The sequence below is a fragment of the Pseudogracilibacillus sp. SO30301A genome (assembly GCF_037072025.1).
Taxonomy (GTDB): Bacteria; Bacillota; Bacilli; order Bacillales; family Amphibacillaceae; genus Pseudogracilibacillus.
Map to the genome: position 1 here is coordinate 1 of NZ_JAXHDD010000060.1, position 25,236 is coordinate 25,236.

The following is a 25,236-nucleotide window of genomic DNA, read 5'->3' on the forward strand; positions in this document are numbered from 1 at the left end:
AAAATGACTCGACATGTTCGAAATCGACTCGACATCTTGGAAAATGACTCGACATCTTGGAAAATGACTCGACATGTTTGCAATCGACTCGACGTCTTGGAAAATGACTCGACATCTTGGAGATCGAGTCATTCTTTCCTAGTGGTGATTAAATAGTTGTGTCACAGTATACTTCAACTGTGAATGTTAAAAGAACTAACTAACGAAAGGGACTTTTTAAAATACTCTTTGCATATGAATTGAGGTGAAAAGATGCTCTCATATACGATGCGACGTTTACTAATGTTAATTCCTGTTTTACTTGGAATGACTTTAGTTACGTTCTCTATCGTTCATTTAATTCCAGGGAATCCTGCTCAAGTAATTTTAGGACAGGGAGCAACAGAAGCGGCAATTAAGGAATTAGAAGATAGTATGGGATTAAATGAACCATATTTTGTACAATATTTTATTTATCTTAAAGGACTCCTGCAAGGTGATTTGGGAACATCGTTAAAAACAAAAACTGCTATTGCCAAAGAAATATGGCCATATATTGCAGCAACATTTGAATTAACGTTTTTTGCAATGTTATTTGCAGTGTTTGTAGGGGTAAATGCAGGGATTATTAGTGCATGGAAACAAAATTCTTGGTTTGACTTTTTGGCAATGTTTATCGCACTTGTCGGTGTGTCAATTCCAGTTTTTTGGCTAGCTTTAATGCAGCAATGGGTGTTTGCGCAAGAGTTAAGTTGGTTTCCTGCAAACGGGAGGCAAAACAGCCGGGATCCAGTTGAAGCGATAACTTATTTTTATGTTATTGATACGATGATTAAGATGGATTTTGCAAAACTGGTTACAACACTTAAACATTTAGTGTTACCGAGTATTGCTTTAGGAACGATTCCGATGGCAATTATTGCCAGAATGACACGTTCAAGTATGTTAGAAGTAATGAATTCTGATTATATAAGAACTGTGAGGGCGAAGGGGTCTGGTCAGTTTTTAATCATCTATAAACATGCATTAAAAAATGCAATGATTCCAGTACTTACAGTTATTGGTCTTCAGACAGGTGTCTTATTAGGTGGGGCAATTCTTACAGAAACGATATTTAGTTGGCCTGGTATAGGGCGTTATATATTTGAAGCGATTAATTTCCGGGATTATCCCGTAATTCAATCAGGTATTTTAGTCGTAGCTTTTATTTTCGTTTTTATAAATTTAATTGTTGATTTACTTTATACCTATATTGATCCAAGGATAAAATATTAGAAGGGGCTGATAATATGAGAAGTGAAGAAAAGATCGATGAAGCATTATTTGACCCCGTAGAATTCCCGGAAGAGGAAGAGCCAAAGGCGACATCACCGTGGCGTGATACATATAGGCAACTACGTAAAAATAATTTCGCTATAGCTGGGTTTATCATTATTATTTTCTTCATTGTATTGGGAATATTGGCTCCTTGGCTTACCCCATATGGATATGAAGAACAAGTATTAGTTAATCGACTAAAGCCACCCTCTTCTGATCACTGGTTAGGAACAGATGATGTCGGTAGAGATATATTTACTAGAATTGCATTTGGTGCTAGGATTTCACTTCAAGTTGGTTTTTTTGCAGTTTCGGGGGCACTTGTCTTTGGAACGCTACTAGGTATGATTGCAGGTTATTTTGGTCGTTGGATTGATATGATTATTTCAAGAATATTTGATATTTTACTTGCTTTTCCAAGTATATTACTTGCGATAGCTATCGTTGCTATATTAGGTGCGTCTTTGCAAAACGCGTTAATCGCTATAGCTATAATAAATATACCGATTTTTGGAAGACTTGTCCGTTCTAAAGTAATAAGTTTACGTGAGGAAGAATTTGTGTTAGCGGCTAAAGCGCAAGGACTGAAAAATGGCCGCATCATTTTCCATCATATTTTGCCAAATAGTTTAGCCCCAATTATTGTTCAAACAACACTAGGCTTTGGGACAGCAATATTAGAAGCGGCAGCACTTGGGTTCTTGGGGCTAGGTGCTCAACCTCCGACACCAGAATGGGGGAAAATGTTAGCTGATTCCAGGGATTTTATCCAACTGGCTCCATGGACATTAATTGCTCCGGGGGTATCAATTATGTTAGTTGTTTTAGGGTTTAACTTAATTGGTGATGGATTAAGAGACGCCCTTGATCCAAAAATGAAAAATTAATAAATTGTTATTTAGTCTAAAACTTGGAGATACATTCATCCAAGTTTTAATTTTTTAATAGACTATTTTCCTATATAGCGTTGTATTATTATAGAATATTATGTATAATAATGCTATAATTAAATAGACTGAATTTTTTATTTAGATTAAATATTTTCGTTTAATTGAATGTTATGTGGGGGAAAATTCATGGGAAGAGAAGAGATGCTAGACTTTTTAAAAAGAATCGCTGATGGGATTTCTGTAATGTTTGGGAGTAACTGTGAGGTCGTTATACATGACTTGGAAAATAGTGAATCTTCTATCCTATATATAACGAACAGTCATGTTACAGACCGTGAAGTAGGGAATAAGCTCGATTTATTAGGAACAAGAGATATTGATGAGCTGTATAAAGGTGTAGATCTAGTTAATTTAAACGGGATTTCTAAAAATAATCATTTATTAAAGTGCTCTACATTTCATGCTAAAGGGGAAGATTATCATTTTGCACTTGGGGTGAATTTTGATTACACAAATGTTCTCATGATTCAAAACTTAGTAAATGATTTTACTCGCGTAGGTGACAATATTGAAATTGCAGCAAGTGAAAAAGATGAGAACTTGGAGCAAAAGTTAGATGAGTTTTATAAAAAAGCGGTAAATCATATTGGAAAACCAATTCCATTTATGAGAAAAAGAGAACGGGTAGAAATGATTCGATTTTTACAAGATAAAGGGGCTTTTTCAATCCATAAAAGCATTCCGATAATTGCTGAAAAAATGAAGGTTTCACGATATACAATATACAATTATTTAAGAGAAATAAAAAATGAGCAGGCACACAAAATATAATGCCTGCTCATTTTTAATGTTCACAAATAACTTTCTTATTGATGATTCTTCGTCTAACTCTGACACACGGAAGTACTGTTCTTAACCCTGCAGGACACTTCCAACTTTGTTCTTTTCGTTATCCATATTGTTCATCGACCTCATCGCATTTAGTACAACAAGCAAAATAGCGCCTACATGAGCGATGATAGCAATCCAGATAGTTAACCAGCCAGGTATGACAAGTAGAAGGGTGATTAATATAAGACCTAGAGCAAAAGAAATATTTTGTTTAGTGCCAATCTGAAGCGAAATGTGCCGGTTTCGGAAATAATGTGCCGATCTGAAGCGAAATGTGCCGTTTTCAGAAATAATGTGCCAATCTAAAGGAAGATGTGCCGGTTTTCGGAAATAATGTGCCGATCTGAAGGAAGATGTGCCGTTTTCGGAAATAATGTGCCAATCTGAAGGAAGATGTGCCGTTTTCAGAAATAATGTGCCAATCTGAAGCGAAATGTGCCGGTTTTCGGAAATAATGTGCCAATCTAAAGGAAGATGTGCCGTTTTCGGAAATAATGTGCCAATCTGAAGCGAAATGTATTATATGTAAAGCCTTTCTGCTTGTGAGATCGTATATGGAGTTTTGTTAAGTCATCATTCATGAGAGTAATGTCTGCTGTTTCAAAAGAGGTGTCTGTCCCGGCACCGCTCATTGCAATAGCAACTGTTGCATTTGCCAGAGCCGGTGCATCATTCATTCCATCTCCAATCATTGCTACTGAATGATCAGATTGATTTCTTCTATTAACACAGTCAAGTTTGTTTGTTGCACCGTTTTTGTTATGGAAAGATAGACAAATAACGATAATGAACTAACAACAAGTAATTGAATAAAAGATGTGGTAATACTTGGCACATCTTAAAATATATCCAACCTATATTGAAAAATTTTTAAATTAGCTTTACAATTACTTATATAATAGATAATATTAATACCAAGAAATAAGTTCACATGGTTTGAGACATACACATGCGACAATCTTGATAGATCAACTTATACCGACTACTGATATTGCCGACGGATTAGGTAATACACTTGAAATGATTTACCCGAGTTTATGCCCACTCGTTGAAAAAAATCTAACGAAAAACAGTCCGTTCCTTTAGTGAAAGCGTATCATTTGGTGCTGAATAATAAAAACAGTCATCTTTAAACGTTGTTATATCAATGGTTTGAAGTGACTCATAGATATTTTATTACTAGGAGTGCTTGTAAACAAGCTGAGATCGAAGTGTGACTTCGGGATTCTTATAACCTGATCTAGTTAAAACTAGCGAAGGGAAGTGATGTATTGCTATTCGAGACTTGCTATTAGCAAACCACTTTCCTGTATATATTCAGAAAAGTGGTTTTTTGATTATAAGTTAGGTAAGAATTAAAGGAGGTCAAATGAAAGGCTTACATATAATTTCAACTGGAAAACAATCAACGGATGAATTTATAAAAAAGGTTAAAGCAATTCATGCAAAGATAGACTTTATTCATATACGTGAGAGGAATTGGACTGCTAAGGATCACATTGCTGTTATAAGAAAACTTATTGCAGTTGGAGTAGACCCTAAAAAAATCATTATTAATGATCGGGTTGATATTGCTGTGACAGGGCGTGTAGGTGGCGTACAGCTAACCTCTCATAGCCTAGATGTATGTGATGTTAAAAAGTACTTTCCTTCATTACAAATAGGTTGTTCTGTACATAGTGTAGAGGAAGCGTTGGAGAAGGAAGAACAAGGAGCGAACTATTTAATTTATGGTCATATTTTTAAGACAAATTCAAAAATAGGATTACCTCCACGAGGCCTAAAAAATTTGAGCAAGATCACTAGTAGCGTAAAGGTTCCCGTCATTGCCATAGGAGGGATTACACCAATTAATCTTTCTACTGTTTTACAGGAAGGAGCAAGTGGCATTGCAGTTTTGTCAGGGATATTGCTTGCAGAAGATTGTACGATTGCTACCTTGAAATATCGAGAGAAATTAGACGAAAAGAGGTGAAATAAATGAAATTACATATCAATGGTTCCGTAGTAGAAATACCTAGAACGATCAAAACGATTTCACAACTAATTAATCATTTTGATTTTAGGACTCCTGTCATTATTGTCGAGCATAATAATGTTATTTTACAAAATGGAGAACATGAAACTACTCAAATAAATGATGGAGATAAAATTGAATTTGTTCAGTTTGTTGGTGGAGGTTGATTTTTTCAAATGTAGATAAAAAATAAATGGAGGGAAAACGATGTTAAAAATAGGAGATTACGAGTTTACATCAAGATTATTTCTAGGAACAGGCAAATTTTCAGATTTTGATATTCAAAAAGAAGCAGTCATTGCTTCGGAGACAGAAGTGTTAACATTTGCAGTAAGAAGGATGAATATTTTTGAGCCTAGTCAACCCAATTTTTTAGAAAAGATAGATTTAGATAAGTACAAATTTTTACCAAATACTGCCGGAGCAAAAACTGCGGAAGAAGCAGTTAGAATTGCTAAATTAGCACAAGCTTCGGGAATTTGTCATATGGTAAAGGTTGAAATTATCGGCTGTGATAAAACATTGCTGCCAGACCCAGTAGAAACATTGAAGGCGTCAGAACAGCTATTAAATGAAGGGTTTACCGTTTTAACCTATACATCAGATGATGTTGTACTTGCTAGAAGGTTGGAAGAATTAGGAGTTCATGCTGTGATGCCGGGTGCCTCACCAATTGGTTCTGGGCAAGGGATTATTAATCCATTAAATTTGAGTTTCATTACAGAACAAGCTACTATTCCCGTTATTGTAGATGCTGGAATTGGTTCTCCGAAAGATGCTATTTTTGCAATGGAGTTAGGGGCGGATGCAGTGCTGTTAAATACAGCCGTTTCCGGAGCAAAAGATCCGGTTAAAATGGCAAAAGCGATGAAATTAGCAATCGAAGCAGGGAAGCTTGGCTATGAAGCTGGTAGAATACCGATGAAAAGAACGGCGACAGCAAGCAGCCCTTTAGAAGGGATTAGTTTATAATGATGGATCGTTACTCTAGACAAATTTTGTTTCCTTCTATTGGGGAAGGGGGACAGCAAAAGTTAGCAAAAAAGCATGTATTAATAATAGGAATTGGAACACTTGGTACCCAGAGTTCTGAAATGCTAACAAGAGCGGGAATTGGAAAACTAACCATTGTTGATCGTGATTATATCGAATGGAGTAATTTACAAAGACAACAATTGTATATAGAGGAAGATGCAAAAAATCGTACACCAAAAGCAGTGGCTGCAAAAGAGAGGTTGCAGGCGATTAATTCAGAGGTTGAAATTGAAGCAAGAATTATCGATGTAACGCCGGTTGAATTGGAAGAACTTGTAGAAGGCGTAGATTTAATTTTAGATGCAACCGATAATTTTGATATTCGGATGATGATGAATGATATTTCACAAAAACATCAAATACCGTGGATTTATGGCTCTTGTGTAGGAAGTTATGGGATGAGTTTTACGATTGTTCCTAAAGAAACACCATGTCTTCATTGTCTAATGGAAACAGTGCCGGTTGGCGGACCGACTTGTGATACTGCTGGTATTATCCACCCAGCTGCCAGTCAAGTTGTTGTGCACCAAACGACGGAAGCGTTAAAAATATTGACCGATAATTATGATGCTTTAAGAAAAAAACTAATCTCTTTTGATGTTTGGACAAATCAAATTGTTCAAATGAATGTTTCATCAATGAAGAAGGTAGATTGTGCTTCTTGTGGTGAGAAAGCAACATATCCATTTTTACAATTTGATGAGCAGACAAAAACTGCTGTTTTATGTGGTCGGTCATCCGTACAAGTTAGACCGCCAAACGTGCAGCAACGTAATTTGAAGCAACTGGCTCAACAGTTGGAAAAAACAGGCGGAAAAGTGGAAGCGAATGCCTTTCTTTTATCCTTTACAATCGGTGATGAAAGAATGGTTGTTTTTGAAGACGGCAGAGCACTAGTTCACGGAACGAATGATGTTGAAAAAGCAAAGACATTGTATCATCGTTATTTGAGTTAACTAAGGGATGTGAAATTGTGCAATCCAACGCAGGCGCTCGGAATTTTATTGAATTATATAAACAAATGATTCGCATTCGTTATTTTGAAAAAGAAGTGGAACGGAATATGAAAAAAGGACTGTTTCATGGTACAACACACCTTTGTATAGGGCAAGAAGCTACAGCCGTTGGGGTCTGTGCTATGTTACTAGAAGGCGATAAAATTACAAGTACCCATCGAGGCCATGGACATTCCATTGCCATGGGTGCAGATATAAATAAAATGATGGCAGAAATATTCGGAAAAGAAACTGGCTACTGTAAGGGGAAAGGCGGATCGATGCATATTTCCGATGTGGAGGCTGGTAATTTGGGCTCTAACGGAATTGTCGGTGGCAGCATTCCGATTGCTGTTGGCTCTGCACTAACAGCACAGTTAGAGGGAAAGGATGAAGTAACCGTTTGTTTTTTTGGAGATGGCGCGACAAACGAGGGAAGTTTTCATGAAGCTTTAAATCTTGCATCTATCTGGAAGCTGCCGGTTGTTTTTGTTTGTGAAAATAATGAATACGGGATGTCTAGTCCGATTACGAAAATGACGAATATTAATGATTTATCGATACGAGCTGAAGCATATGGTTTTCCTGGAGTAACAATCGATGGCAATAATCTTTTAGATGTCCTAGAGGAAGCTGAGAAAGCAGTGCAACGGGCAAGAAATAGGGAAGGACCGACACTTATTGAAGCGAAAACCTATCGATTTAGTGGGCATTCAAAAAGCGATAAACAACTTTATCGTTCAGCTGAAGAAGTGGAGGAGTGGAGAAAAAAAGATCCAATTATGCGATTGGAACGATTCCTTATACAAACTGGTGAAATAGTAGAAAAGGACATGTTCAGAATTAAACAAGAGATTCAAAAAGATGTAGAGAATGCAACTAATTTTGCTTTGGAAAGTAAAGAACCAAGTATGGAAGAGCTTTTTACAGATGTTTATGCATGAGAAGTATGAGCTCATGCTTAAGGGGATGATTGGATGCGTGAGTTAACCTATTTGGAAGCGGTCAGGGAAGCATTAGCACAGAAAATGAGACAAGATAAAAAAGTGTTATTACTAGGTGAGGACATTGGTCAGTATGGGGGAGCTTTTGGTGTTACAAAAGGTCTATTAGCGGAGTTTGGTGAGGAGCGCGTTCGAGATACACCAATTAGTGAACTCGGTATTACAGGCGTTGCAGTTGGGGCAGCATTAACCGGAATGCGACCAGTCGTGGACATTCAGTTTTCAGACTTTTTGACATTAGCACTAGACCAAATTGTCAACCAAGCTGCAAAAATTCGGTATATGTATGGTGGAAGGGGAAGTGTTCCACTTGTTGTCCGTACTCCCAGCGGTTCTGGAACGGGCGCTGCAGCTCAACATTCCCAAAGCTTAGAAGCATGGCTGACCCATATACCCGGGCTTAAAGTGATCCAGCCATCTTCGGCATATGATGCGAAAGGGTTACTTATCTCGGCAATAGAGGATCCTAATCCTGTCATTTTTTATGAACATAAATTACTGTATAAGAAGAAAGCGGAGGTTCCGATTATACCGTATACGATTCCCCTTGGAAAAGCAGCTATAAAAAGGGAAGGCAGTGACATTACAATTGTAGCTACCGGAATCATGGTTGAACGATCTTTGGAAGCGGCGCAAATTTTAGAAAAAGAGCAAGTATCAGTTGAAATTATTGATCCTCGGACTTTAGTGCCTTTAGATGAACAATCAATATTAGACTCCGTTACTAAAACTGGTCGTTTACTTGTTGTTCATGAAGCGGTAAAAAGAAGTGGATATGGAGCGGAAATTGCTAGTATCGTTGCAGAAAAAGCATTCGATAATTTAAAGGCACCGATTAAACGATTAGGAGGACATCCGGTTCCTATTCCTAATAATAAAACTTTAGAAAGTGCTGCTGTTCCGCAAGTGGAGGATATTGTTTTTGAAATAAAAGAACTAATTAGACGATAAAAGGTAGTCGAGATGTATCCCAACTACCTTTAGGAATTTCATTTGTTCACCCATTCATTTATAACGGCTTCGTTTTCTTCGACCCATTTTTTAGCCCCTTCAATAGGTTCTTCTGCGTCTGCTACATAGCTCATTAATGTACCAATTTGTTCGTCATCCATTTTCCAATTTTTTAACCAACGATCAACTTCTGAAAAATCCTCTTCAAAGCCTTGACGAGTTGCATGGTGAATTTTTTCTACCCCGCCGTATACTTCTTTAGGGTCTTCTAAATATTTTAAATCGACTTCAGAAAAAATACGATGTGGATTCCAAAGTGGAGAAACGATAGGTTCTTCTGCTTCTATCGCTTCTTTTATTTCTGTCACCATTGCCGGTTCGGAACTTGGAAGCAGTTCATAGTTTAGTTCATATTCTGTAATAACATCTTCAGTAACTTCCATTGTTCCAGCGCCTGGATCAAATCCAACAATGGCACCTTCAAATAAATCATGATGTTTGTTTAAGTCTTCAATACTATTTATTTCATCCATATATTCCGGAACAACGAGACCAACCTTTGCATTATCGTACCATGTTTCTTCCGAAAAATTGACTTGTTCATTATATTGTTCCAAATAACTAGCATCTTGAACAGGTAACCATACTTCTAAACTAACATCAAGTTCATTATTTGCAAGTGCTGCCATCGTTGTCCCCATATCAAGAAGATTAAAATTCACTTTATACCCTTCTTCTTCCAAAATGACTTTCCACATATTTGTTACGGCGATATTTTCTGCCCAACTAATTTGTCCCATTTCGATAGTTTTTGAGTTTACCTCTTCGTTATTATTAGTACTATCCTCACTCCCACATGCAGCTAATAATCCCAATATAACAATACTTGCTATCACCAATACAGACTTATTCAGTTTATGTTTCATAGATTCCTCCCATAGAAATTTAGTTGCTTTGAGGTGGATCTTTAGGTAAAAACTCGTATATTTCTCCTGTACGAATACTCTTTACAAGGCTTTTTAACCAGAGATAGTATTTTTTAGATTCTTCGAGTAATTGATATTTATTCTCCGCGTTTTCTCGAATAATAGGTGAAACGGATGCATCCTCTATCACTTCACGTAGTAACGTTTGTGCTTGTTTAATCGCAGCCATATTTGTATTAACCTCGCGATCCCACATTTGACAAAAGAAAGCGATAAAAGAGTTAAAGAAATCCTTTTCGGCAATAAATTTATGTTTTCTTTCCCCACGCTGAAACACTTTCTTAACCATCTCTATTTCTTGCAACTTCCTAACGCCTGTGCTCATACTTGGTTTACTCATCCCAAGTTCATCACGCATTTCATCTAATGTCATTTCCTCTTTAAAGTACATGGTTCCATATAGTTGCCCTGTAGAAGGAGTAACACCATAAAGATCCATTGTTTCTGCAATGCCACTAATGACAATATTCTCGGCTTCTTCTATTGTCTTTAGAGCTCGATCATTATGAGAAAGGTTCATTTGCATTTGTACACCTCGAATATTGTTTACTTTGTTAAATTTTTTCTTAACACAGTTTACTTAATATATTTAATATTAACGTAAACAAATTATATGTCAATGTTAAATGATGGCTTTGACAATAATTTTTCGGTGTGTTAAATTTATATTGTTTAGAACGTTAAATTTTTTCTTAACAAACTTAACGAAAAAGGGGGAGGTTCATTTGCAGATTAAAAAACAATTTATTGATGGAAAATGGGTTTATGCTGAGAAAAACAAAAGTAGAGAAATTATTAACCCTTTTAATAATGAAGTGACCGCGAAAGTAACAGAGAGTGATAAAGCAGATGCTAAAAAAGCTATTTTAGCTGCAAGAAATGCTTTTGATCATGGTGAATGGGCAACGTCAGCTATTGAACGAGGAATTATCGTAAGGAAAATAGCTGAATTAATTGAAAGAGATAAGGAAGAACTTGCAAAGCTTGAAACGTTAGATACTGGAAAAACGTTAGAAGAGAGTCGTTGGGATATGGAAGATATTGCAGGAGTATTTGCGTATTATGCAGACATTGCGGATAAAGATGGAGGAGAGATAATTGAGTCTCCAATACCAAATTCTATTAGTAAAGTTGTCTATGAACCAGTAGGAGTTTGTGTACAAATTACACCATGGAATTATCCACTCTTGCAAGCCACATGGAAATTGGCTCCGGCACTTGTTGCTGGGAATACACTTGTTATGAAGCCGAGTGAGATTACGCCATTAACGACGATCAAAGTATTTGAATTAATGGAAGAAGCAGGTGTACCAAAAGGTGTTGTAAACCTTGTATTAGGTTCAGGTAATACGGTAGGTGCAGAGCTTTCAGAGAATCCGGATGTTGATCTTGTCTCGTTTACTGGTGGGATTAAAACAGGAAAAAAAATTATGCAAGCAGCAAGTCATACGGTGAAAAAGGTCGCATTAGAGCTTGGCGGTAAAAATCCGAATATTGTTTTTGCCGATGCAGACTTTGACATTGCGGTAGATCAAGCATTAAATGCTGTCTTTTTCCATGCCGGCCAAATATGTTCAGCGGGGACAAGATTAATTGTGGAAGAGGCAATTCATGATGACTTTGTAGATGCATTGGTGAAGAGAGTAAAGAATATTAAATTAGGAAGTGGATTTGAGGAAGATACAGAAATGGGTCCACTTATTTCTAAAGAGCATTTACAAAAGGTAATAAATTATGTAGACATTGGAATTGAAGAGGGTGCAACCGTTGCAATCGGTGGTAAACAGCCAGATGCAGAAGAACTGAAAAATGGTTTCTTTTATATGCCAACGATTTTAACGAATTGTATGACAGCAATGACTGTTGTTCAAAATGAAGGATTTGGTCCTGTCATTACAATAGAGAAATTTACGACAGAAGATGAGGCGATTGCCTTAGCAAATGATTCTATTTACGGACTATCTGGTGGTGTTTGGACAAAAGATCTCGCTAAAGCAGAGCGTTGTGTTGCAAAAATGCGTATGGGCACTGTTTGGGTTAATGATTTTAATATCTATTTCCCGCATGCACCTTGGGGTGGTTATAAACAATCCGGGTTTGGTCGTGAATTAGGAAAAACAGGATTAGAGGAATATCAAGAACAAAAACATGTTTTCGTTAATCTACAACCAGAGACGATCAATTGGTTTGGAACGAAAGAAAAATAAACGTTATCAGATATAAAAAATAGGAATATAAATACGAGGAGGAACTTAAATGGGATTAAATATGAAAGTTGAACATATGTATACATTTCAACAATTTGAAGTGCCAACAGCCATTAAACATGGAATTGGTGCAACTCAATATGTTGGAGAAGAAGTTAAAAATTTAGGTGTCACAAAAGCCTTATTAGTAACAGACCCTGGAATCTATCAAGCTGGTGTAACAAAGTCTGTAGAGGCATCATTAAAAGAAGCTGGAATCGAAATCGTCTTATTTAATAAAGTAGAACCAAATCCTCCAGTACGTTCTGTTGGAGAAGGTTCTGCGCTATATAAAGAAACTAACTGTAACGGCCTCGTTGCAGTCGGTGGCGGGAGTTCAATGGATACTGCAAAAGCAATTGGAGTAGAGATTTCGCATCATGCATCTGTTTTAGAATATGAAGCGGCAGAAGGTAAAAAGCCACTTGAAAATCGAATTCCGCCATTAACAACAATTCCAACAACAGCAGGTACTGGTTCAGAGGTAACACAATGGGCAGTTATTACTGATGAAGAACGTGAGTATAAGTTTAATACGGGCGGACCATTAATTGCGGCACATTTAACGATTATTGACCCAGAACTTCATGTGTCTATGCCCCCACATGTAACAGCAATGACTGGGATTGATGCATTAGCACATGCGATTGAATGTTATACAATGCATTATGCACAACCAATAACTGATGCGGTGGCATTACTTGCAATAGAGTATGTGGCAAAATATATTCGTCGTGCCTACGCTGATGGCGGAGATATAGAAGCGCGTTATGGTATGGCGCAAGCTGCTATGCTTGCAGGACTTTCATATGGAAGTGAATCAGCTGGAGCTGCACATGCAATGTCCCAAACACTCGGCGGCATTATTCCAGTAGCACATGGACAATGTGTAGCAGCAATGATGGGGCCTGTTATGGAGTACAACTGGAAAGGTCATCCGGCAAAATTTGCTCGAATTGCTAAAGCGCTTGGAGTAAACACGTCAAATATGACGACAGAAGAAGCAGCAAAAGCGGCTGTAAACGAAGTATACAAGTTAGTAGAAGATTTGGATATTCCAAGTCTCGAAGAACAAGGGGTTTCACCAGATTTAATTGAAAGACTATCGGAAGAAGCACTGAAAGATCCACAAACAGTTGGAAATCCAAGAGATGTAACGTTAAAGGACTATGAGTGGATGTATAAAAGATGCTTTAACATCGTGCCAAAAACAGTTTAATTTCCAAAAGGAGCTGTCTAAAAAGTCTGTTACAGGGATTTAAAGCCCGGGAATGCTGATTTAACGGCATTATCGGGCTTTGCTTCTATAAGTTAGATTGAAAAACTTCTTTCGAACAGCTCCGTTTTAAATAAGTGAGCTTGTGACGGATGGCTGAGGCGATACTATAAAATTAAGAAAGTTTATAAACTATCTTTAATCAATGCACGTACTTCTTCATCTTTTTCTTGATGAAGCAGATCAACAATTTTACTACCTACAATGACTCCATCACAATGTTTGCTCAACTCATGCGCTTGTTCTGAACTTGATACACCGAAACCTGCTAACACTGGTACATTACTATATTTTTTTAATGTTTCTAAATAAGAATAAACTCGCTCATGATGAGTTTCCCTTGCTCCCGTTGTTCCAGTAACTGAAACAGCATATAAAAAACCTTCTGATCTTCTTGCAATTTTTTTTAATCTATCAGGTGTGCTTGTAAGTGCGGCAAGACGAATAAAAGCGATATGATGCTTCGAGAAAGACTCGGCAACTAACGCTTCTTCTTCTAATGGCACATCTGGAATGATAAGTCCATCGACTCCTACTTGTTCACAGTCTGCTGCAAATTTTTCAATCCCATATGCGTATATCGGATTAATATATGTCATTAAAATAATAGGTACTTTGCGTTCCTCTTTAAAAGGTTCTAGAATTTCTAAAACTTTCGCTAAAGTTGTCCCATACTCTAAAGCCCTTATACTAGCCTCTTGTATGATAGGGCCGTCTGCGACAGGATCCGAAAAAGGAATCCCTAACTCAATCGCAGCAACACCGCTTTCCTCAAGAAATTCTATTCGACTTTTTAATTTATTAAGTCCACCGTCTCCCGCGACAATGTAGGGAACAAATAAATTCTCATTGTTTGCAAGTTTATTATTAAAATAGTTTTTGATTTTCTCCTTACCCATTTTGATTTCCCTCTAATCTTTCTTTTACTTGTTGTACATCTTTGTCTCCGCGTCCAGATAAACAAATGACAATGGTATCATTAGGATCAATTTGTTTCGCTAACTTCATTGCATAAGCAATGGCATGAGAGCTCTCCAAGGCAGGGATTATCCCTTCTGTTTTAGATAATAACTGAAAAGCTTCTAGTGCTTCTTCGTCTGTAATCGAGTCATAAGTCACTCGTTTTGTTTCGGCTAAATGGCTATGTTCTGGTCCGACCCCAGGATAGTCTAATCCTGCAGAAATGGAGAAAGCTTCTTGTATTTGACCCGCATCTGATTGTAAAAGTTTTGTCATTGTTCCGTGTAAAATTCCTGTTTTTCCGGATGTTAATGTTGCTGCATGTTTATTGGATGAAAGACCAAGACCACCTGCTTCGATACCGTATAATTTGACTTCGTTATTTTCAATAAATGGATAAAACATCCCCATTGCGTTACTTCCCCCGCCAACTGCTGCGATGACATGATCAGGGAGCATTCCTGTTTTATCCAGCATTTGCCGTTTCGTTTCTGAACCAATAACAGACTGAAAATCACGGACAATTTGTGGGAAAGGATGTGGCCCAACGACTGAACCAAGAATATAATGAGTATCCTCTACATGACTCACCCAGTAGCGTAACGCCTCGTTAACCGCATCTTTTAACGTACCACTTCCTTGTGCGACACTTTCAACCTTTGCACCAAGAAGTTCCATACGAAACACATTTAAAGCTTGGCGCTTTACATCAACTTCCCCCATAAATACGATACATTCGAGATCCAATAATGCACATATAGTTGCAGTAGCAACACCGTGTTGACCGGCTCCCGTTTCAGCAACAATTTTTTTCTTCCCCATGCGTTTTGCTAGTAAAGCTTGCGCAATCGAGTTATTAATTTTGTGAGCTCCAGTATGGTTTAAATCTTCTCGCTTCAAGAAAACTTTTGCTCCTCCAAGATGTCGAGATAGATTATCAGCTTCATAAAGCGGCGTTTCACGACCAACATATTCTTTTAAATAATAATCTAATTCTTGTTGAAAAGCTTTGTCTTTTTTAGACTCTTCATATGCTTTCTCTAATTCTAGTAAAGCCGGCATTAGTAATTCCGGGACAAATCGGCCTCCAAAACTTCCGTAGCGGCCGTGTTCGTTTGGCATTGTATAAGACGTCAATTTATTTCAACCTTTCTGTGTGATTTCTTTTTTTGTTCGTTTTAAAAATGATTGTATCTTCTGATGATCTTTCACGCCATCTGTCTCCACACCACTTGATATATCTACACCAATTGGCCGAACAGATTCAATTGCTTGCTGGACATTTGCCTCATTTAGACCACCTGCTAAAATTAATTTACGTTTATCAATTTGTAATTCTTCGATCGTCTTCCAATTAAATACTTTCCCGGAGCCACCACGGTATTTTTCTCCAGGGCTATCAATCAATAAATAATCACAAGGGTAATGGTGGATTGTTTTCGGATCAACTGTGTGAATAGAAAAAGCTTTGATAATTGGATAAGGCAATTGAGTAGCAACATGTGCTGGTTCATCACCATGTAATTGAACGTAATCTAATCCAACTAATTTTGTAATATGTTTCATGTTTTCTACAGACTCATTCACAAAAACTCCGACTTTCTTAATCTTTGGTGATAATTGTCTCGTAATGTTAGCAGCGTCTATAGGGGAAATTCTTCGGTTACTCGGTGCGAAAACGAATCCAATAAAATCAGCTCCAGCTTCTTGAACCGTCATAGCTGCGTCTATTGTTTTGATTCCACATATTTTAACAAGCATGTTATATCCTCGCTTTATTTGTTGATAAAGGTATTTGTAGATGTTGTATCGTTTCTGCAACATTATTTGCGCGCATTAATGTTTCGCCAACTAATATAGACTTTGCTCTAGCTTTTGCAACTGTTTCTACATCTTCCTTTGTCTGAATACCACTTTCACTAATCAAAATCGTCTCGGGATCTGTTACCATGCTGGCAAGTCGTGTAGTTGTATCAAGGTCAACATGGAATGTCTTTAAATCACGATTATTAATGCCAATAATCTTAGCGTTAAGATTTAATATTCTTTCCATTTCTTCTTTATTATGAACTTCACATAAAACTTCCAATTCATTTTCTATTGAATATTCGTATAGTTTTTTTAGGTCTGCGTCAGTCAGTGCAGCTGCAATCAGTAAAATAATATTTGCACCCGCTGCTTTGGCACGATCAATCTGAATCTTATCGATAATAAAATCTTTACATAGGATTGGGATATCCACGATTTCTCGAATAGCACGTAAGTCTTCCATGCTTCCTTTAAAAAATGGAGTATCTGTAAGTACAGAAATAGCACTTGCCCCATTCTCAGCGTAGATTTTTGCCTGGTGTATAGGATCTACATTTTGGTTGATCATTCCTTTAGAAGGGGAAGCTCTTTTAATCTCGGCAATAACACTCATTGTTGATTTATCGTTAACTATTTGTTGAAACGGTTTTACTTTTTTATCAATCGCTACTTGATCAAACGTTTGATTAAGGAGATGTGCAACTTCTTTTTTCTTTTCTGTAATAATCTTATCTAAAATGGTCATCTATATCGCCTCACTTGTCAGTTGTTTACTATATTTAACTAATTTATTCAACCGTTCTAAAGCCGCACCTGATGCGATACTTTCACGAGCCATATCAATCCCGTCTTGAATAGTGGCGGTTTTTCCATTGGCAAAAAGTCCAATTCCTCCATTTAGTAAAACAGTATCTAAATAAGGACTTGCTTCATTGTTTAAAACACTTAGTAAAATAGCGGCATTATCTTTTGTGTCTCCACCTCGAATCTCTTCATTAGAATAAGTAGGTAATCCTACTTCACTAGGGTGGAGAGTAAACGATGTGAGCTCACCATTTTCAAGTAAGACGAGGTGGTTTTCACCAGCTAAAGAAGCTTCATCCATAAAACCTGCACCATTTACAACCACTGCACGCTTTCTACCGAGTTTTTTAAGTGATTCGGCTACTGTTTCTAATGTATTTCTTTGATAAACGCCCATTAACTGGGACGCAAGTTCAATCGGATTTGTAAGAGGACCAATCAGATTAAAAATAGTCGGCAGTCCTAATTCTTGACGGATTTTCATAAACGGACGTAATTTTGCATGAACATGTGGAGCAAATAAAAAGGCGATGTTATTTTCTTCTAATAATTCTTCTGTATGTTCTTTTGTAAAAGAGAGCGAGACTCCCAAATGTTCCAGTACATCGGCACTCCCTGTTTTACTAGAAATACTTCGGTTTCCATGCTTCGCTACTTTTACTCCCGCTCCTGCTAGGACAAATGCTGTTGTTGTACTAATATTAAAACTATTTGATCTGTCTCCACCGGTGCCACAATTATCCATTACATTAGGTAAGTCTATCTCACTCATTTCTGACTGAGCTCGAATAACCTCAACAATTCCAGCAATTTCATCAGCTGTTTCGCCTTTAATTCGTAGTGCTGTTAAAAAAGCAGAAATCTCTGTATCTGTAATGTCGCTACTGAAACAATTATTTGTCGCCTCTTTCATTTCGTTTATAGTTAAGTTCTCACGGTTCATTAATTTTTCAAGATATGTTTTCATTTGAAAATCTCCTTTCCATTATTTTATTTCCGTTCAGATTCGATAACGATTTAGCTTTATGAAGTGTCTCTGCATATTCTTTTTCAGGGATAGAATCTGCAACTATTCCAGCGCCTGTTTGTAAATAAGCTTTGTTGTCTTTTATGACGAGAGATCGAATGGCAATCGCTAAGTTGATATCATGATTAAAGGAAATATAGCCAATCCCTCCTGCGTAAACTCCTCTTCGTTCTGTTTCAATTTCATTAATAATTTGCATCGCACGTTCTTTCGGAGAACCTGAAACCGTTCCAGCAGGTAAGCAGGCAATTAACGCATCCAAACTCGTTTTATTTTTCTGCAATAGACCATGAACCTCAGAAACGATGTGCATAACATGTTCGTATTTAATAACATCTTGATAAACTGGTACATGTATACTAGCTTTTTCACAAACTGTGTTTAAATCAGTTTTACTTAATTTTACAAGCATATCATGTTCTGAAAGTTCTTTTGGATCAGATAATAGTTCATTCTCTAATGCCTCATCTTCTACTATGGAAATACCTCTAGGTCTTGTTCCAGCAATTGGATTTGTTACGACTTGATCCCCACTTGTTTGCACGAGACTTTCAGGCGAAGCGCCGATAATTAAATAGTCCGTAAAATCAATGTAAAACATATAGGGCGACGGATTAGCAGTCCGTAGTTCTCTGTAAAATGAAAATGCATCTCCATTCAGTTCTGCAATCATTCGTTGGGATAGGACAATTTGTTCCGCTTCATTGTTTGCAATATATCTTTTCGCCTTTTTAACATTTTCTATAAACTTTTCTTTTGAAATTTGGGCTTTAAATATTACATCATTATTTTCTGGATCTGGGATAGTAATTTGCTTGTCAAGCTCGTTATTTATTTGTAATAATCGTTTCTCTAAATCTTTTTCTGTGGCGTCATCAAGATTAACCGTTAAAATATGAGCCTTTTCCGTTCGGTGTTCATAGATAATAATCGTATGATACATCATGAAATGGTAATCTGGCATGTTTGCCACGTCCGATAATTCCTCACCGAGATCGGCAAATTGTCGAATTGCATCGTATGCGACATAACCAATTGCTCCGCCAGTAAAAGGTAGAGGAAGGTCAAAATCGAACTTTGGAAAACTTTCCTTCAAATAATCTATAACATGTTGGTTAAAGGTTTTCTCTTCGTTAGTAATTAGATCAATCACTTTGGTTTTATTTCCATATCCAACTACTTCTTGATAGGGGTTTGCTCCAATATAGGAGTATTTCCCTTTTGTTTCATGTTGGAAGGAACTTTCAAGCAAAAATTTCTTTTTTCCTTTTAATCGTTTAAATATCCCAACAGGTGTTAGAGTATCTGCATTTCTTTGTATCAATTTATAATTAATTTTTTGTTTAATCATTTTAATACCTCCGTGAAATAAAAAAGTCCCCTACAAACACATGTAATATGCTTGTAGAGGACGATATTTTAACCGTGGTGCCACCTCAGATTAAAGAAAGTTCACTTTCTTTATCTCAAATCAGATACGGGATATAAAAATCCGATATCCTATCCGTGTAACGTCGGAAAAACGTTTTTCCCTACTAAACATTGGATGTTTTTCAAGAAAACTCTTGTAAGTCCATTCGGTCCCTATCTACATACTGGGATCCCACCATCCCCAGCTCTCTTTCATGCTTCTTAAAGACGTACTTCTCTTACGCATCGATTTGATATTGTATAAAGTAAAAGACTTTTTAAAAACAAAAAAACCCTTCATCCGAAAAAAGGACGAGGACTTCGCGGTACCACCTTTATTAGCTAATCATAGCTCACTTTGGTAAATAGAACAAAATACAGTTCTATTTGTCTCTTATAACGTAGAGTCAAATTCGTCAAAGCCTACTCCATAATGTTTCGGTTTGAAAGCTCGAAAGTCCATTCATTTACTCAGTCACACCAGTTCTCAGCACCACTGGCTCTCTAAAGTGCCTAAAAGTAAATTACTACTCTTTCTCATCGCTAAATATTTTAATTATTCTAATCTTAAGTGAAATTTTTTGAAAAGTCAAGAGAAATTAAAATAAAATAAGTTTTGCGGAAGATTTTTTGAGATCAGAATATAAGCTGTTCGGTGTTCCCTATTTATATATATACCTTAGCACACAGAACCTTTTTCATAGTAGGACACTGACCCTGTTCCTAGTGCCCCGTTATTTTCCTTCAAGGGCTTTTCTAGTTTCTTGGTGGTTCATGGTTCAGTATTTTAATGAGTCTAATGAATGCTTGAAATTCTTCTGTTGTAAAATCCTCAAGGTTTTTTAAATGCTTTCCATATTCTTTTTCATCGAGTTTTCTGTGATATTCATATACAACATGTCCTTTTGCAGTGAGCTCGATAAATAATTCCCTATGATTGTTGGGATTTCTGTATTTCACAACCAATCCCTTTTTTGTTAGTTTATGTACAATTTGCGAAACGGCACTTTTTGTACGGTTTGTTATTTCTGCCATTTCGGAGGTAGTAATTTTTGTATGGTTTCCAATTAAGTCAAGTGTATGAGCCTCCATCATAAAAAGCTCATCTTCTGTCCCGTATTTTCTGGGAATACTCTCATATTTACTAATTAATCTGGAGGTCTCATACAGTGTTTCCATTAGTTCATTAAAGACTGCTTTTCTATCCACTGATCTAATCCCCTCTGTTGTTATTTCATAGTAACAAAGGAGAGCCATGAACTGGAGTAATCAAACCCCTTTTTGGCTCCCTTATTGACTTCACACCTTATTTCTTAACACCGTTTTTCTTTCAATGCTTTTCCCAATCGATGCAACGCCCCTTCCAGTGCATCCGTTGGCAATGCTAAATTGATTCGCTCGAAGCCGTTCCCTTCTTCGCCAAATATATATCCTTCGTCTGTAAAAAATGCTGCATCGATATGCAGGAATTCTTCAAGTTCTTCATTTGTCATCCCTAGAGCATTAAAGTCCAGCCATTGCAGGTAAGTCCCTTCAATCAATGGTGCTTTTATTTCGGAAAAGTTTTCTTTAAAATAATTGTGCACCAGGTGCTGGTTCGTATCGATTACACGGAGCAATTCATCAAGCCAGGCCTCCGACTTCGTATAAGCCAATTCGCAAGCCTTAAGCCCTAGAATGCCGACCATATCTCCTCTTACCTTTTCCAATTCACGACTGAACTTCTTTCTGACCACCTTATTTGAGATAATAATATTGGAGGTCATCATTCCTGCCAGATTAAAAGTTTTTGATGGTGCGGTGCATGTAATCAGCCTGTCATTTAACTTTTCATCTAACGCAGCAAAAACCGTATGCTTATGCCCCGGCATGACAAAATCATACCATACCTCATCTGAAATAACAAAGAGATCATTTTCAACCACAATTTCTGCTAATTTTTCCAATTCGTCTTTCCGCCATACTCTTCCTACCGGGTTATGCGGACTGCAGAATAATAAAATTTTATTCTCCGGGTCTCTCGCGGCTTCTGCAAAACGTTCGAAGTCAATGGTATATTCCCCATTATGATGAACTAGAGGTACATTCACTTCCTTCCGTGCATTATCCACAATTGCTGATTCAAACGGATAATAGACAGGACGGAAAATGATAACGCCGTCTCCATTTTCAGAAAGTGCCCGGATAGCGGTATAAAAGGCTGAAACAATACCCGGTGTATTCACAATCCATTCTTTTTCAATATCCCAGCCATGCCTTTTTTTCTGCCAGTCGACAACAGCATTCAAAAAAGCATCATAAGGTCCAGTATAGCCTAGGATTGCATCATCCAAAAAGTCCTTTAAACCGTCTATAATTTCCGGGGCATTTTTAAATTCCATATCTGCGACAGATAGCGGGATCACATCATCAGGAACATTCGGATTCCATTGATACATTTGCTCCCATTTATAGGAACCCGTATTTTTTCGGTTCACTCTGGTTGTAAAATCATATCCCATTTTTATAAGCACATCCCATTATTATTTTTTTCCAAAAAGCTTTATTTTGACAAAAAGTCCGCCGCAAATTTAGCAGTGGTTAACACACCATAGATTAGCGCATTTTCATCAATATCAAATTTCTCATTGTGATGTTCTGCACCGCTGCCGTATGTGTCATTACGAACACCAATAAAAGCAAAAAGCGTCGGGGCAATTGCTGCGTATCGACTAAACGATTCGGATGCAAACCACTGAATATCCTTAATAGCAGCACCTGGCAGCACTTCTTCCACTCCTATTTTGGCAAGTTCAGCTAATTTCTGATCATTAATTACCGGCTGCCCGGCGACTCCAAATCCTTTGCTGAATGTAACCGTGCAATTATGTGCTTGAGCCGTATGTTCTGCCACTTTTTTAATTATTTCTACGGCCTTCTTTCCTTCTTTCATATCGTAAAAGCGGAGGGTTCCCCCAATATCCACTTTATCCGGAATAACATTGAGCGCCGTACCGCCATGAATCGTGGTTATACCGAGCGTAACCGTTTTTGTTACATCGACCTGATTCGTCCATGCATTTGTTAATCCCGTTAAAATGTTGGCAGCGGCGAATACCGGATTAACGGAAAGGTCCGGTCGGGCACCGTGACCGCTTCTTCCATGAACGGAGAAATCAATTAGTGCCGCTCCCGCCATTCTTGGTCCTGGTTCCACACTAACTGTGCCGCTGTCCATAAATGCGGTTAAGTGATTCCCATAAACAGCTTCAATTTCTTTACTTTCAAGATGCTTCACCATCACCTCAATGCCAGAACCAATTTCCTCTCCCTCTTCAAAAATAAAATATATTTTCCCGCTAAAGTGATCCTTCATCTCACTTAATATTTTTATGGTAGTCAGGACAATCGCCATATGGCCATCATGCCCGCAAGCATGCATGACTCCCGGGGTTTTTGAAATATATTTCCGCGGACCAGCAAGATTGTTCGGGTTCTCCTCCACCGGCAGCGCATCAATATCTGCTCTGATTCCTAGCGTTTTCCCAGTCTTACCAGTATCAAGTAATGCCGTAAAACCAGTGCTCCCGTCAATTTCTTCAATTTGGAGACCCAGTTTCTTCACTTCTTCTTTTAAAAACTTCGCTGTATCGTACTCTTCCGAACTCAGTTCCGGATGTTCATGTAAATACTTACGCAGGTAAATCGTCTCTGGTTCTAACTCTTTCGCTCTCTTTTGGATAAATACATTTACCTCTGTCATGGTATTCATTTCTCTCATCCTTTCCTATTTAAAAGACAATGCTTCCTTCTTATACGGAACCGCCAGTCCAGCCGATTGATGTTAAAATAACCAGGATTACAAAACCAACGAGCATAAAAATGATGACTGCAGGCAATACCCAGCGTACCCATTTTGTGAAGGTTACCCCTGCTGCTACACAAGATCCGACTGTCCACCCAAGTACAGGAGAAATCATATTTGTAAAACCATCGCCAAACTGAAACGCTTGGATCGCCACCTGTTTTGGAAGATGAAGCGTTTCTGCAATTGGTTCAATGATCGGGATCAAAATGGCTGCTTTACTTGTAGCCGATGGGATAAGCGGATTCAGTATCGAAATTATAAACGACATTCCTACTGTCGCAAAGCTCCGATTGATCTCCATCAAAGGCTTTGTCATGTAGAATACAATGGAATCCAGAATATTCCCTTCTGTTAGAATGATAGACATTACTCTTGCCAAACCAATTATAAAGGCGATGAAAGCCATGGAAGCAAGACCCTTGGCAAAGCTGTCCCCTATCTTATCAAACGACATCTGTGTCAATAATCCAATAACAATCGCGGTTATAATATTGATTACAATAATGAAATTGTACAGCTGATTTAGATCTCCTCCCATTGTCGAGTAACCAACAATAACTAAATATTGCGTGATAAAAGATACGAGTGCAAGAATACTTGTTACTTGCAGCTTCTCTTCCTTAATTCCGCCTTCACCAACATTCGCTTGACCTGTCAGATTGGATCTCCAGCCTTCGCTGTACATTAATGATTTGCTTTCATCTTTTTGGATTTTTTTGATGTAACGCATAAGATAGATTAATCCAAGAATCATAAAGATATTCATAAATAGGAAACGGAGCCCGAAGCCAGAATAAGGCGTAATCCCAATCATCATTTGCGGAATTAATTGCGTCTGCGGTCCAGTACCAAACCCGATCAGGGCAGGGAATGTCGTAATACCGATTGCTATAATGGGATCCAATTTCAGTTTCCTAGCAAATATCACGCCGATAGGCACCAAAGCAATGAGTGCGTCACTACCGGCGAATCCCCCGATATAGACGACCAATATAAACATAGCACTTACTAAAACAGGAAGACCTTTGTCCTGTAATTTATAGATGGACCAGTTCAAAATATTGTCGATTGCACCCGAGGCTAGAAGCACACTGATGGATGCTCCAGCTGCTAAGACCAAGAAGATAATCATACTAGACTGATTTAACCCATCCATAATATACATCAGCATATCCCAAGGGCTTACAGGAGTCTGGTGACCGATAAATTTAAACTGATCTCCTAAAACATTTCCATCCTGGTCAACTGCGAAGTTCCCTGCAGGAATAACATAAGTTGCAAGACTTGCGATCAGAAGCAGTCCCAGCATAATCCAAAGTAAATGCGGCATCTTGAACTTTTTCTTTGGTTCAAGAACTTTCCCATCTTCCACTTTTAAATTCTTAGCCATTTAAAATACTTCCTTCCCGTTAATTTGGATTTTTATGTTTTGCGTTAGTAGGCCAAACTTATTTCTGAATCATATCCCGTCGCTTGGTTTCCGGATACTGGTTGTTCGGTTTAGCATCTTAACTGTAGTGCAAAAAAAATTGTTCTTTTTCACTTTAGCTCCTAAACAATTGCATAAAGTTATAGGCTATCGCTATCCCCCTCTCTGTTAATTTAAATGCCCTTTGAAAGCGCTTACCAATTATTCAATTAAAATAACACAGATAATAAATTATGTCAATATAGAAAGTTCCTAAATTTAGCTTTTTAATAAAATTTGTAAAAATAAAGGGGGACAGTTCATATAATGCGAGGTAATTGCGATGTCCCAAACCTAAAGCGGAACGCGGGATTGGGGATCGCG

Annotated in this window: 23 protein-coding genes, 1 riboswitch and 2 other annotated features; of the genes, 11 read left to right on the forward strand and 12 right to left on the reverse strand. The window is 37.6% G+C overall.

The window, feature by feature from the left end:
• The first annotated feature begins 252 nt into the window (after positions 1–252).
• From SPD89_RS19020 to SPD89_RS19065, 9 genes are all read left to right on the forward strand, one after another.
• The gene (locus tag SPD89_RS19020) at positions 253–1,254 is read left to right on the forward strand and encodes an ABC transporter permease (protein WP_336263528.1); all 1,002 of its coding nucleotides are present in this window, start codon (positions 253–255) and stop codon (positions 1,252–1,254) included.
• 14 nt (positions 1,255–1,268) lie between these two features.
• Entirely contained in the window at positions 1,269–2,183 is a 915-nt protein-coding gene (locus SPD89_RS19025) for an ABC transporter permease (protein ID WP_336263529.1), read from the forward strand.
• Between the two features lie 189 nt (positions 2,184–2,372).
• Positions 2,373–3,017 (forward strand): helix-turn-helix transcriptional regulator, encoded by a 645-nt coding sequence (locus SPD89_RS19030; protein ID WP_336263530.1) that lies wholly within the window; start codon positions 2,373–2,375, stop codon positions 3,015–3,017.
• 1,231 nt (positions 3,018–4,248) lie between these two features.
• Positions 4,249–4,356, forward strand: a riboswitch (TPP riboswitch).
• Positions 4,357–4,446: 90 nt separating this feature from the next.
• Positions 4,447–5,052 carry a thiazole tautomerase TenI gene (gene tenI / locus SPD89_RS19040; RefSeq protein WP_336263531.1) on the forward strand — a complete coding sequence of 202 codons (606 nt, stop codon included), beginning with the start codon at positions 4,447–4,449 and terminating at the stop codon, positions 5,050–5,052.
• Between the two features lie 5 nt (positions 5,053–5,057).
• Entirely contained in the window at positions 5,058–5,261 is a 204-nt protein-coding gene (thiS, locus tag SPD89_RS19045; RefSeq protein WP_336263532.1) for a sulfur carrier protein ThiS, read from the forward strand.
• 40 nt (positions 5,262–5,301) lie between these two features.
• On the forward strand, positions 5,302–6,066 hold the full coding sequence (locus SPD89_RS19050) for a thiazole synthase (RefSeq protein WP_336263533.1): 765 nt from the start codon (positions 5,302–5,304) through the stop codon (positions 6,064–6,066).
• The gene (locus SPD89_RS19055; protein ID WP_336263534.1) at positions 6,066–7,085 is read left to right on the forward strand and encodes a thiazole biosynthesis adenylyltransferase ThiF; all 1,020 of its coding nucleotides are present in this window, start codon (positions 6,066–6,068) and stop codon (positions 7,083–7,085) included. The genes SPD89_RS19050 and SPD89_RS19055 overlap by 1 nt, the downstream gene beginning before the upstream one ends.
• A 65-nt stretch (positions 7,086–7,150) precedes the next feature.
• The gene (locus tag SPD89_RS19060) at positions 7,151–8,068 is read left to right on the forward strand and encodes a thiamine pyrophosphate-dependent dehydrogenase E1 component subunit alpha (protein ID WP_336263549.1); all 918 of its coding nucleotides are present in this window, start codon (positions 7,151–7,153) and stop codon (positions 8,066–8,068) included.
• A gap of 33 nt (positions 8,069–8,101) precedes the next feature.
• Positions 8,102–9,079, forward strand: coding sequence for an alpha-ketoacid dehydrogenase subunit beta (locus tag SPD89_RS19065; RefSeq protein ID WP_336263535.1), 978 nt, complete (start codon positions 8,102–8,104; stop codon positions 9,077–9,079).
• A 38-nt stretch (positions 9,080–9,117) separates the two neighbouring features.
• Here SPD89_RS19065 and SPD89_RS19070 read toward each other — a convergent pair whose 3' ends face one another.
• Positions 9,118–10,005, reverse strand: a complete 888-nt coding sequence (locus SPD89_RS19070; RefSeq protein ID WP_336263536.1) for a glycine betaine ABC transporter substrate-binding protein — start codon at positions 10,003–10,005, stop codon at positions 9,118–9,120.
• Between the two features lie 19 nt (positions 10,006–10,024).
• On the reverse strand, positions 10,025–10,585 hold the full coding sequence (gene cudC / locus SPD89_RS19075; RefSeq protein ID WP_336263550.1) for a choline uptake/conversion transcriptional regulator CudC: 561 nt from the start codon (positions 10,583–10,585) through the stop codon (positions 10,025–10,027).
• A gap of 205 nt (positions 10,586–10,790) precedes the next feature.
• Between cudC and betB the strand changes: the two genes are divergently transcribed.
• Both betB and SPD89_RS19085 read left to right on the forward strand, forming a co-directional pair.
• Positions 10,791–12,272 (forward strand): betaine-aldehyde dehydrogenase, encoded by a 1,482-nt coding sequence (gene betB, locus SPD89_RS19080; protein ID WP_336263537.1) that lies wholly within the window; start codon positions 10,791–10,793, stop codon positions 12,270–12,272.
• A 49-nt stretch (positions 12,273–12,321) separates the two neighbouring features.
• A complete protein-coding gene (locus SPD89_RS19085) occupies positions 12,322–13,530 on the forward strand; it encodes an iron-containing alcohol dehydrogenase (RefSeq protein ID WP_336263538.1) in 1,209 nt (402 codons plus the stop codon).
• Between the two features lie 182 nt (positions 13,531–13,712).
• Here the strand turns inward: SPD89_RS19085 and trpA are convergent, their stop codons facing one another.
• The 10 genes from trpA to SPD89_RS19135 form a co-directional block, all read right to left on the reverse strand.
• The gene (trpA, locus tag SPD89_RS19090) at positions 13,713–14,486 is read right to left on the reverse strand and encodes a tryptophan synthase subunit alpha (RefSeq protein ID WP_336263539.1); all 774 of its coding nucleotides are present in this window, start codon (positions 14,484–14,486) and stop codon (positions 13,713–13,715) included.
• Positions 14,479–15,684 (reverse strand): tryptophan synthase subunit beta, encoded by a 1,206-nt coding sequence (trpB, locus tag SPD89_RS19095; RefSeq protein WP_336263540.1) that lies wholly within the window; start codon positions 15,682–15,684, stop codon positions 14,479–14,481. Before trpB ends, trpA begins: the two co-directional genes overlap by 8 nt.
• 6 nt (positions 15,685–15,690) lie before the next feature.
• Positions 15,691–16,308: a phosphoribosylanthranilate isomerase gene (locus SPD89_RS19100; protein WP_336263541.1), complete on the reverse strand. Its 618-nt coding sequence runs from the start codon at positions 16,306–16,308 to the stop codon at positions 15,691–15,693.
• A gap of 1 nt (position 16,309) precedes the next feature.
• Positions 16,310–17,101 carry an indole-3-glycerol phosphate synthase TrpC gene (gene trpC / locus SPD89_RS19105; RefSeq protein ID WP_336263542.1) on the reverse strand — a complete coding sequence of 264 codons (792 nt, stop codon included), beginning with the start codon at positions 17,099–17,101 and terminating at the stop codon, positions 16,310–16,312.
• A complete protein-coding gene (trpD, locus tag SPD89_RS19110; protein ID WP_336263543.1) occupies positions 17,102–18,127 on the reverse strand; it encodes an anthranilate phosphoribosyltransferase in 1,026 nt (341 codons plus the stop codon).
• Positions 18,111–19,538 carry an anthranilate synthase component I gene (gene trpE / locus SPD89_RS19115; RefSeq protein ID WP_336263544.1) on the reverse strand — a complete coding sequence of 476 codons (1,428 nt, stop codon included), beginning with the start codon at positions 19,536–19,538 and terminating at the stop codon, positions 18,111–18,113. The genes trpD and trpE overlap by 17 nt, the downstream gene beginning before the upstream one ends.
• A gap of 53 nt (positions 19,539–19,591) precedes the next feature.
• Positions 19,592–19,853: a binding site (T-box leader), on the reverse strand.
• 49 nt (positions 19,854–19,902) lie between these two features.
• Positions 19,903–20,147, reverse strand: a binding site (T-box leader).
• 206 nt (positions 20,148–20,353) lie between these two features.
• Positions 20,354–20,806 (reverse strand): MarR family winged helix-turn-helix transcriptional regulator, encoded by a 453-nt coding sequence (locus SPD89_RS19120; protein ID WP_336263545.1) that lies wholly within the window; start codon positions 20,804–20,806, stop codon positions 20,354–20,356.
• A 104-nt stretch (positions 20,807–20,910) separates the two neighbouring features.
• On the reverse strand, positions 20,911–22,098 hold the full coding sequence (locus SPD89_RS19125) for a MalY/PatB family protein (RefSeq protein ID WP_336263546.1): 1,188 nt from the start codon (positions 22,096–22,098) through the stop codon (positions 20,911–20,913).
• A gap of 41 nt (positions 22,099–22,139) precedes the next feature.
• Entirely contained in the window at positions 22,140–23,348 is a 1,209-nt protein-coding gene (locus tag SPD89_RS19130) for an amidohydrolase (RefSeq protein WP_336263547.1), read from the reverse strand.
• Positions 23,349–23,388: 40 nt separating this feature from the next.
• Positions 23,389–24,834, reverse strand: coding sequence for an AbgT family transporter (locus tag SPD89_RS19135; RefSeq protein ID WP_336263548.1), 1,446 nt, complete (start codon positions 24,832–24,834; stop codon positions 23,389–23,391).
• Positions 24,835–25,236: the final 402 nt, after the last annotated feature.

Excerpts from the sequence above, each read along its gene's own strand:
- SPD89_RS19020 (WP_336263528.1), top strand. The coding sequence starts at position 253 with ATGCTCTCATATACGATGCGACGTTTACTAATGTTAATTCCTGTTTTA.
- SPD89_RS19025 (WP_336263529.1), top strand. The coding sequence starts at position 1,269 with ATGAGAAGTGAAGAAAAGATCGATGAAGCATTATTTGACCCCGTAGAA.
- SPD89_RS19030 (WP_336263530.1), top strand. The coding sequence starts at position 2,373 with ATGGGAAGAGAAGAGATGCTAGACTTTTTAAAAAGAATCGCTGATGGG.
- tenI (WP_336263531.1), top strand. The coding sequence starts at position 4,447 with ATGAAAGGCTTACATATAATTTCAACTGGAAAACAATCAACGGATGAA.
- thiS (WP_336263532.1), top strand. The coding sequence starts at position 5,058 with ATGAAATTACATATCAATGGTTCCGTAGTAGAAATACCTAGAACGATC.
- SPD89_RS19050 (WP_336263533.1), top strand. The coding sequence starts at position 5,302 with ATGTTAAAAATAGGAGATTACGAGTTTACATCAAGATTATTTCTAGGA.
- SPD89_RS19055 (WP_336263534.1), top strand. The coding sequence starts at position 6,066 with ATGATGGATCGTTACTCTAGACAAATTTTGTTTCCTTCTATTGGGGAA.
- SPD89_RS19060 (WP_336263549.1), top strand. The coding sequence starts at position 7,151 with ATGATTCGCATTCGTTATTTTGAAAAAGAAGTGGAACGGAATATGAAA.
- SPD89_RS19065 (WP_336263535.1), top strand. The coding sequence starts at position 8,102 with ATGCGTGAGTTAACCTATTTGGAAGCGGTCAGGGAAGCATTAGCACAG.
- SPD89_RS19070 (WP_336263536.1), bottom strand. The coding sequence starts at position 10,005 with ATGAAACATAAACTGAATAAGTCTGTATTGGTGATAGCAAGTATTGTT.
- cudC (WP_336263550.1), bottom strand. The coding sequence starts at position 10,585 with ATGAACCTTTCTCATAATGATCGAGCTCTAAAGACAATAGAAGAAGCC.
- SPD89_RS19085 (WP_336263538.1), top strand. The coding sequence starts at position 12,322 with ATGGGATTAAATATGAAAGTTGAACATATGTATACATTTCAACAATTT.
- trpA (WP_336263539.1), bottom strand. The coding sequence starts at position 14,486 with ATGGGTAAGGAGAAAATCAAAAACTATTTTAATAATAAACTTGCAAAC.
- SPD89_RS19100 (WP_336263541.1), bottom strand. The coding sequence starts at position 16,308 with ATGCTTGTTAAAATATGTGGAATCAAAACAATAGACGCAGCTATGACG.
- trpC (WP_336263542.1), bottom strand. The coding sequence starts at position 17,101 with ATGACCATTTTAGATAAGATTATTACAGAAAAGAAAAAAGAAGTTGCA.
- trpD (WP_336263543.1), bottom strand. The coding sequence starts at position 18,127 with ATGAAAACATATCTTGAAAAATTAATGAACCGTGAGAACTTAACTATA.
- trpE (WP_336263544.1), bottom strand. The coding sequence starts at position 19,538 with ATGATTAAACAAAAAATTAATTATAAATTGATACAAAGAAATGCAGAT.
- SPD89_RS19125 (WP_336263546.1), bottom strand. The coding sequence starts at position 22,098 with ATGGGATATGATTTTACAACCAGAGTGAACCGAAAAAATACGGGTTCC.
- SPD89_RS19130 (WP_336263547.1), bottom strand. The coding sequence starts at position 23,348 with ATGAATACCATGACAGAGGTAAATGTATTTATCCAAAAGAGAGCGAAA.
- SPD89_RS19135 (WP_336263548.1), bottom strand. The coding sequence starts at position 24,834 with ATGGCTAAGAATTTAAAAGTGGAAGATGGGAAAGTTCTTGAACCAAAG.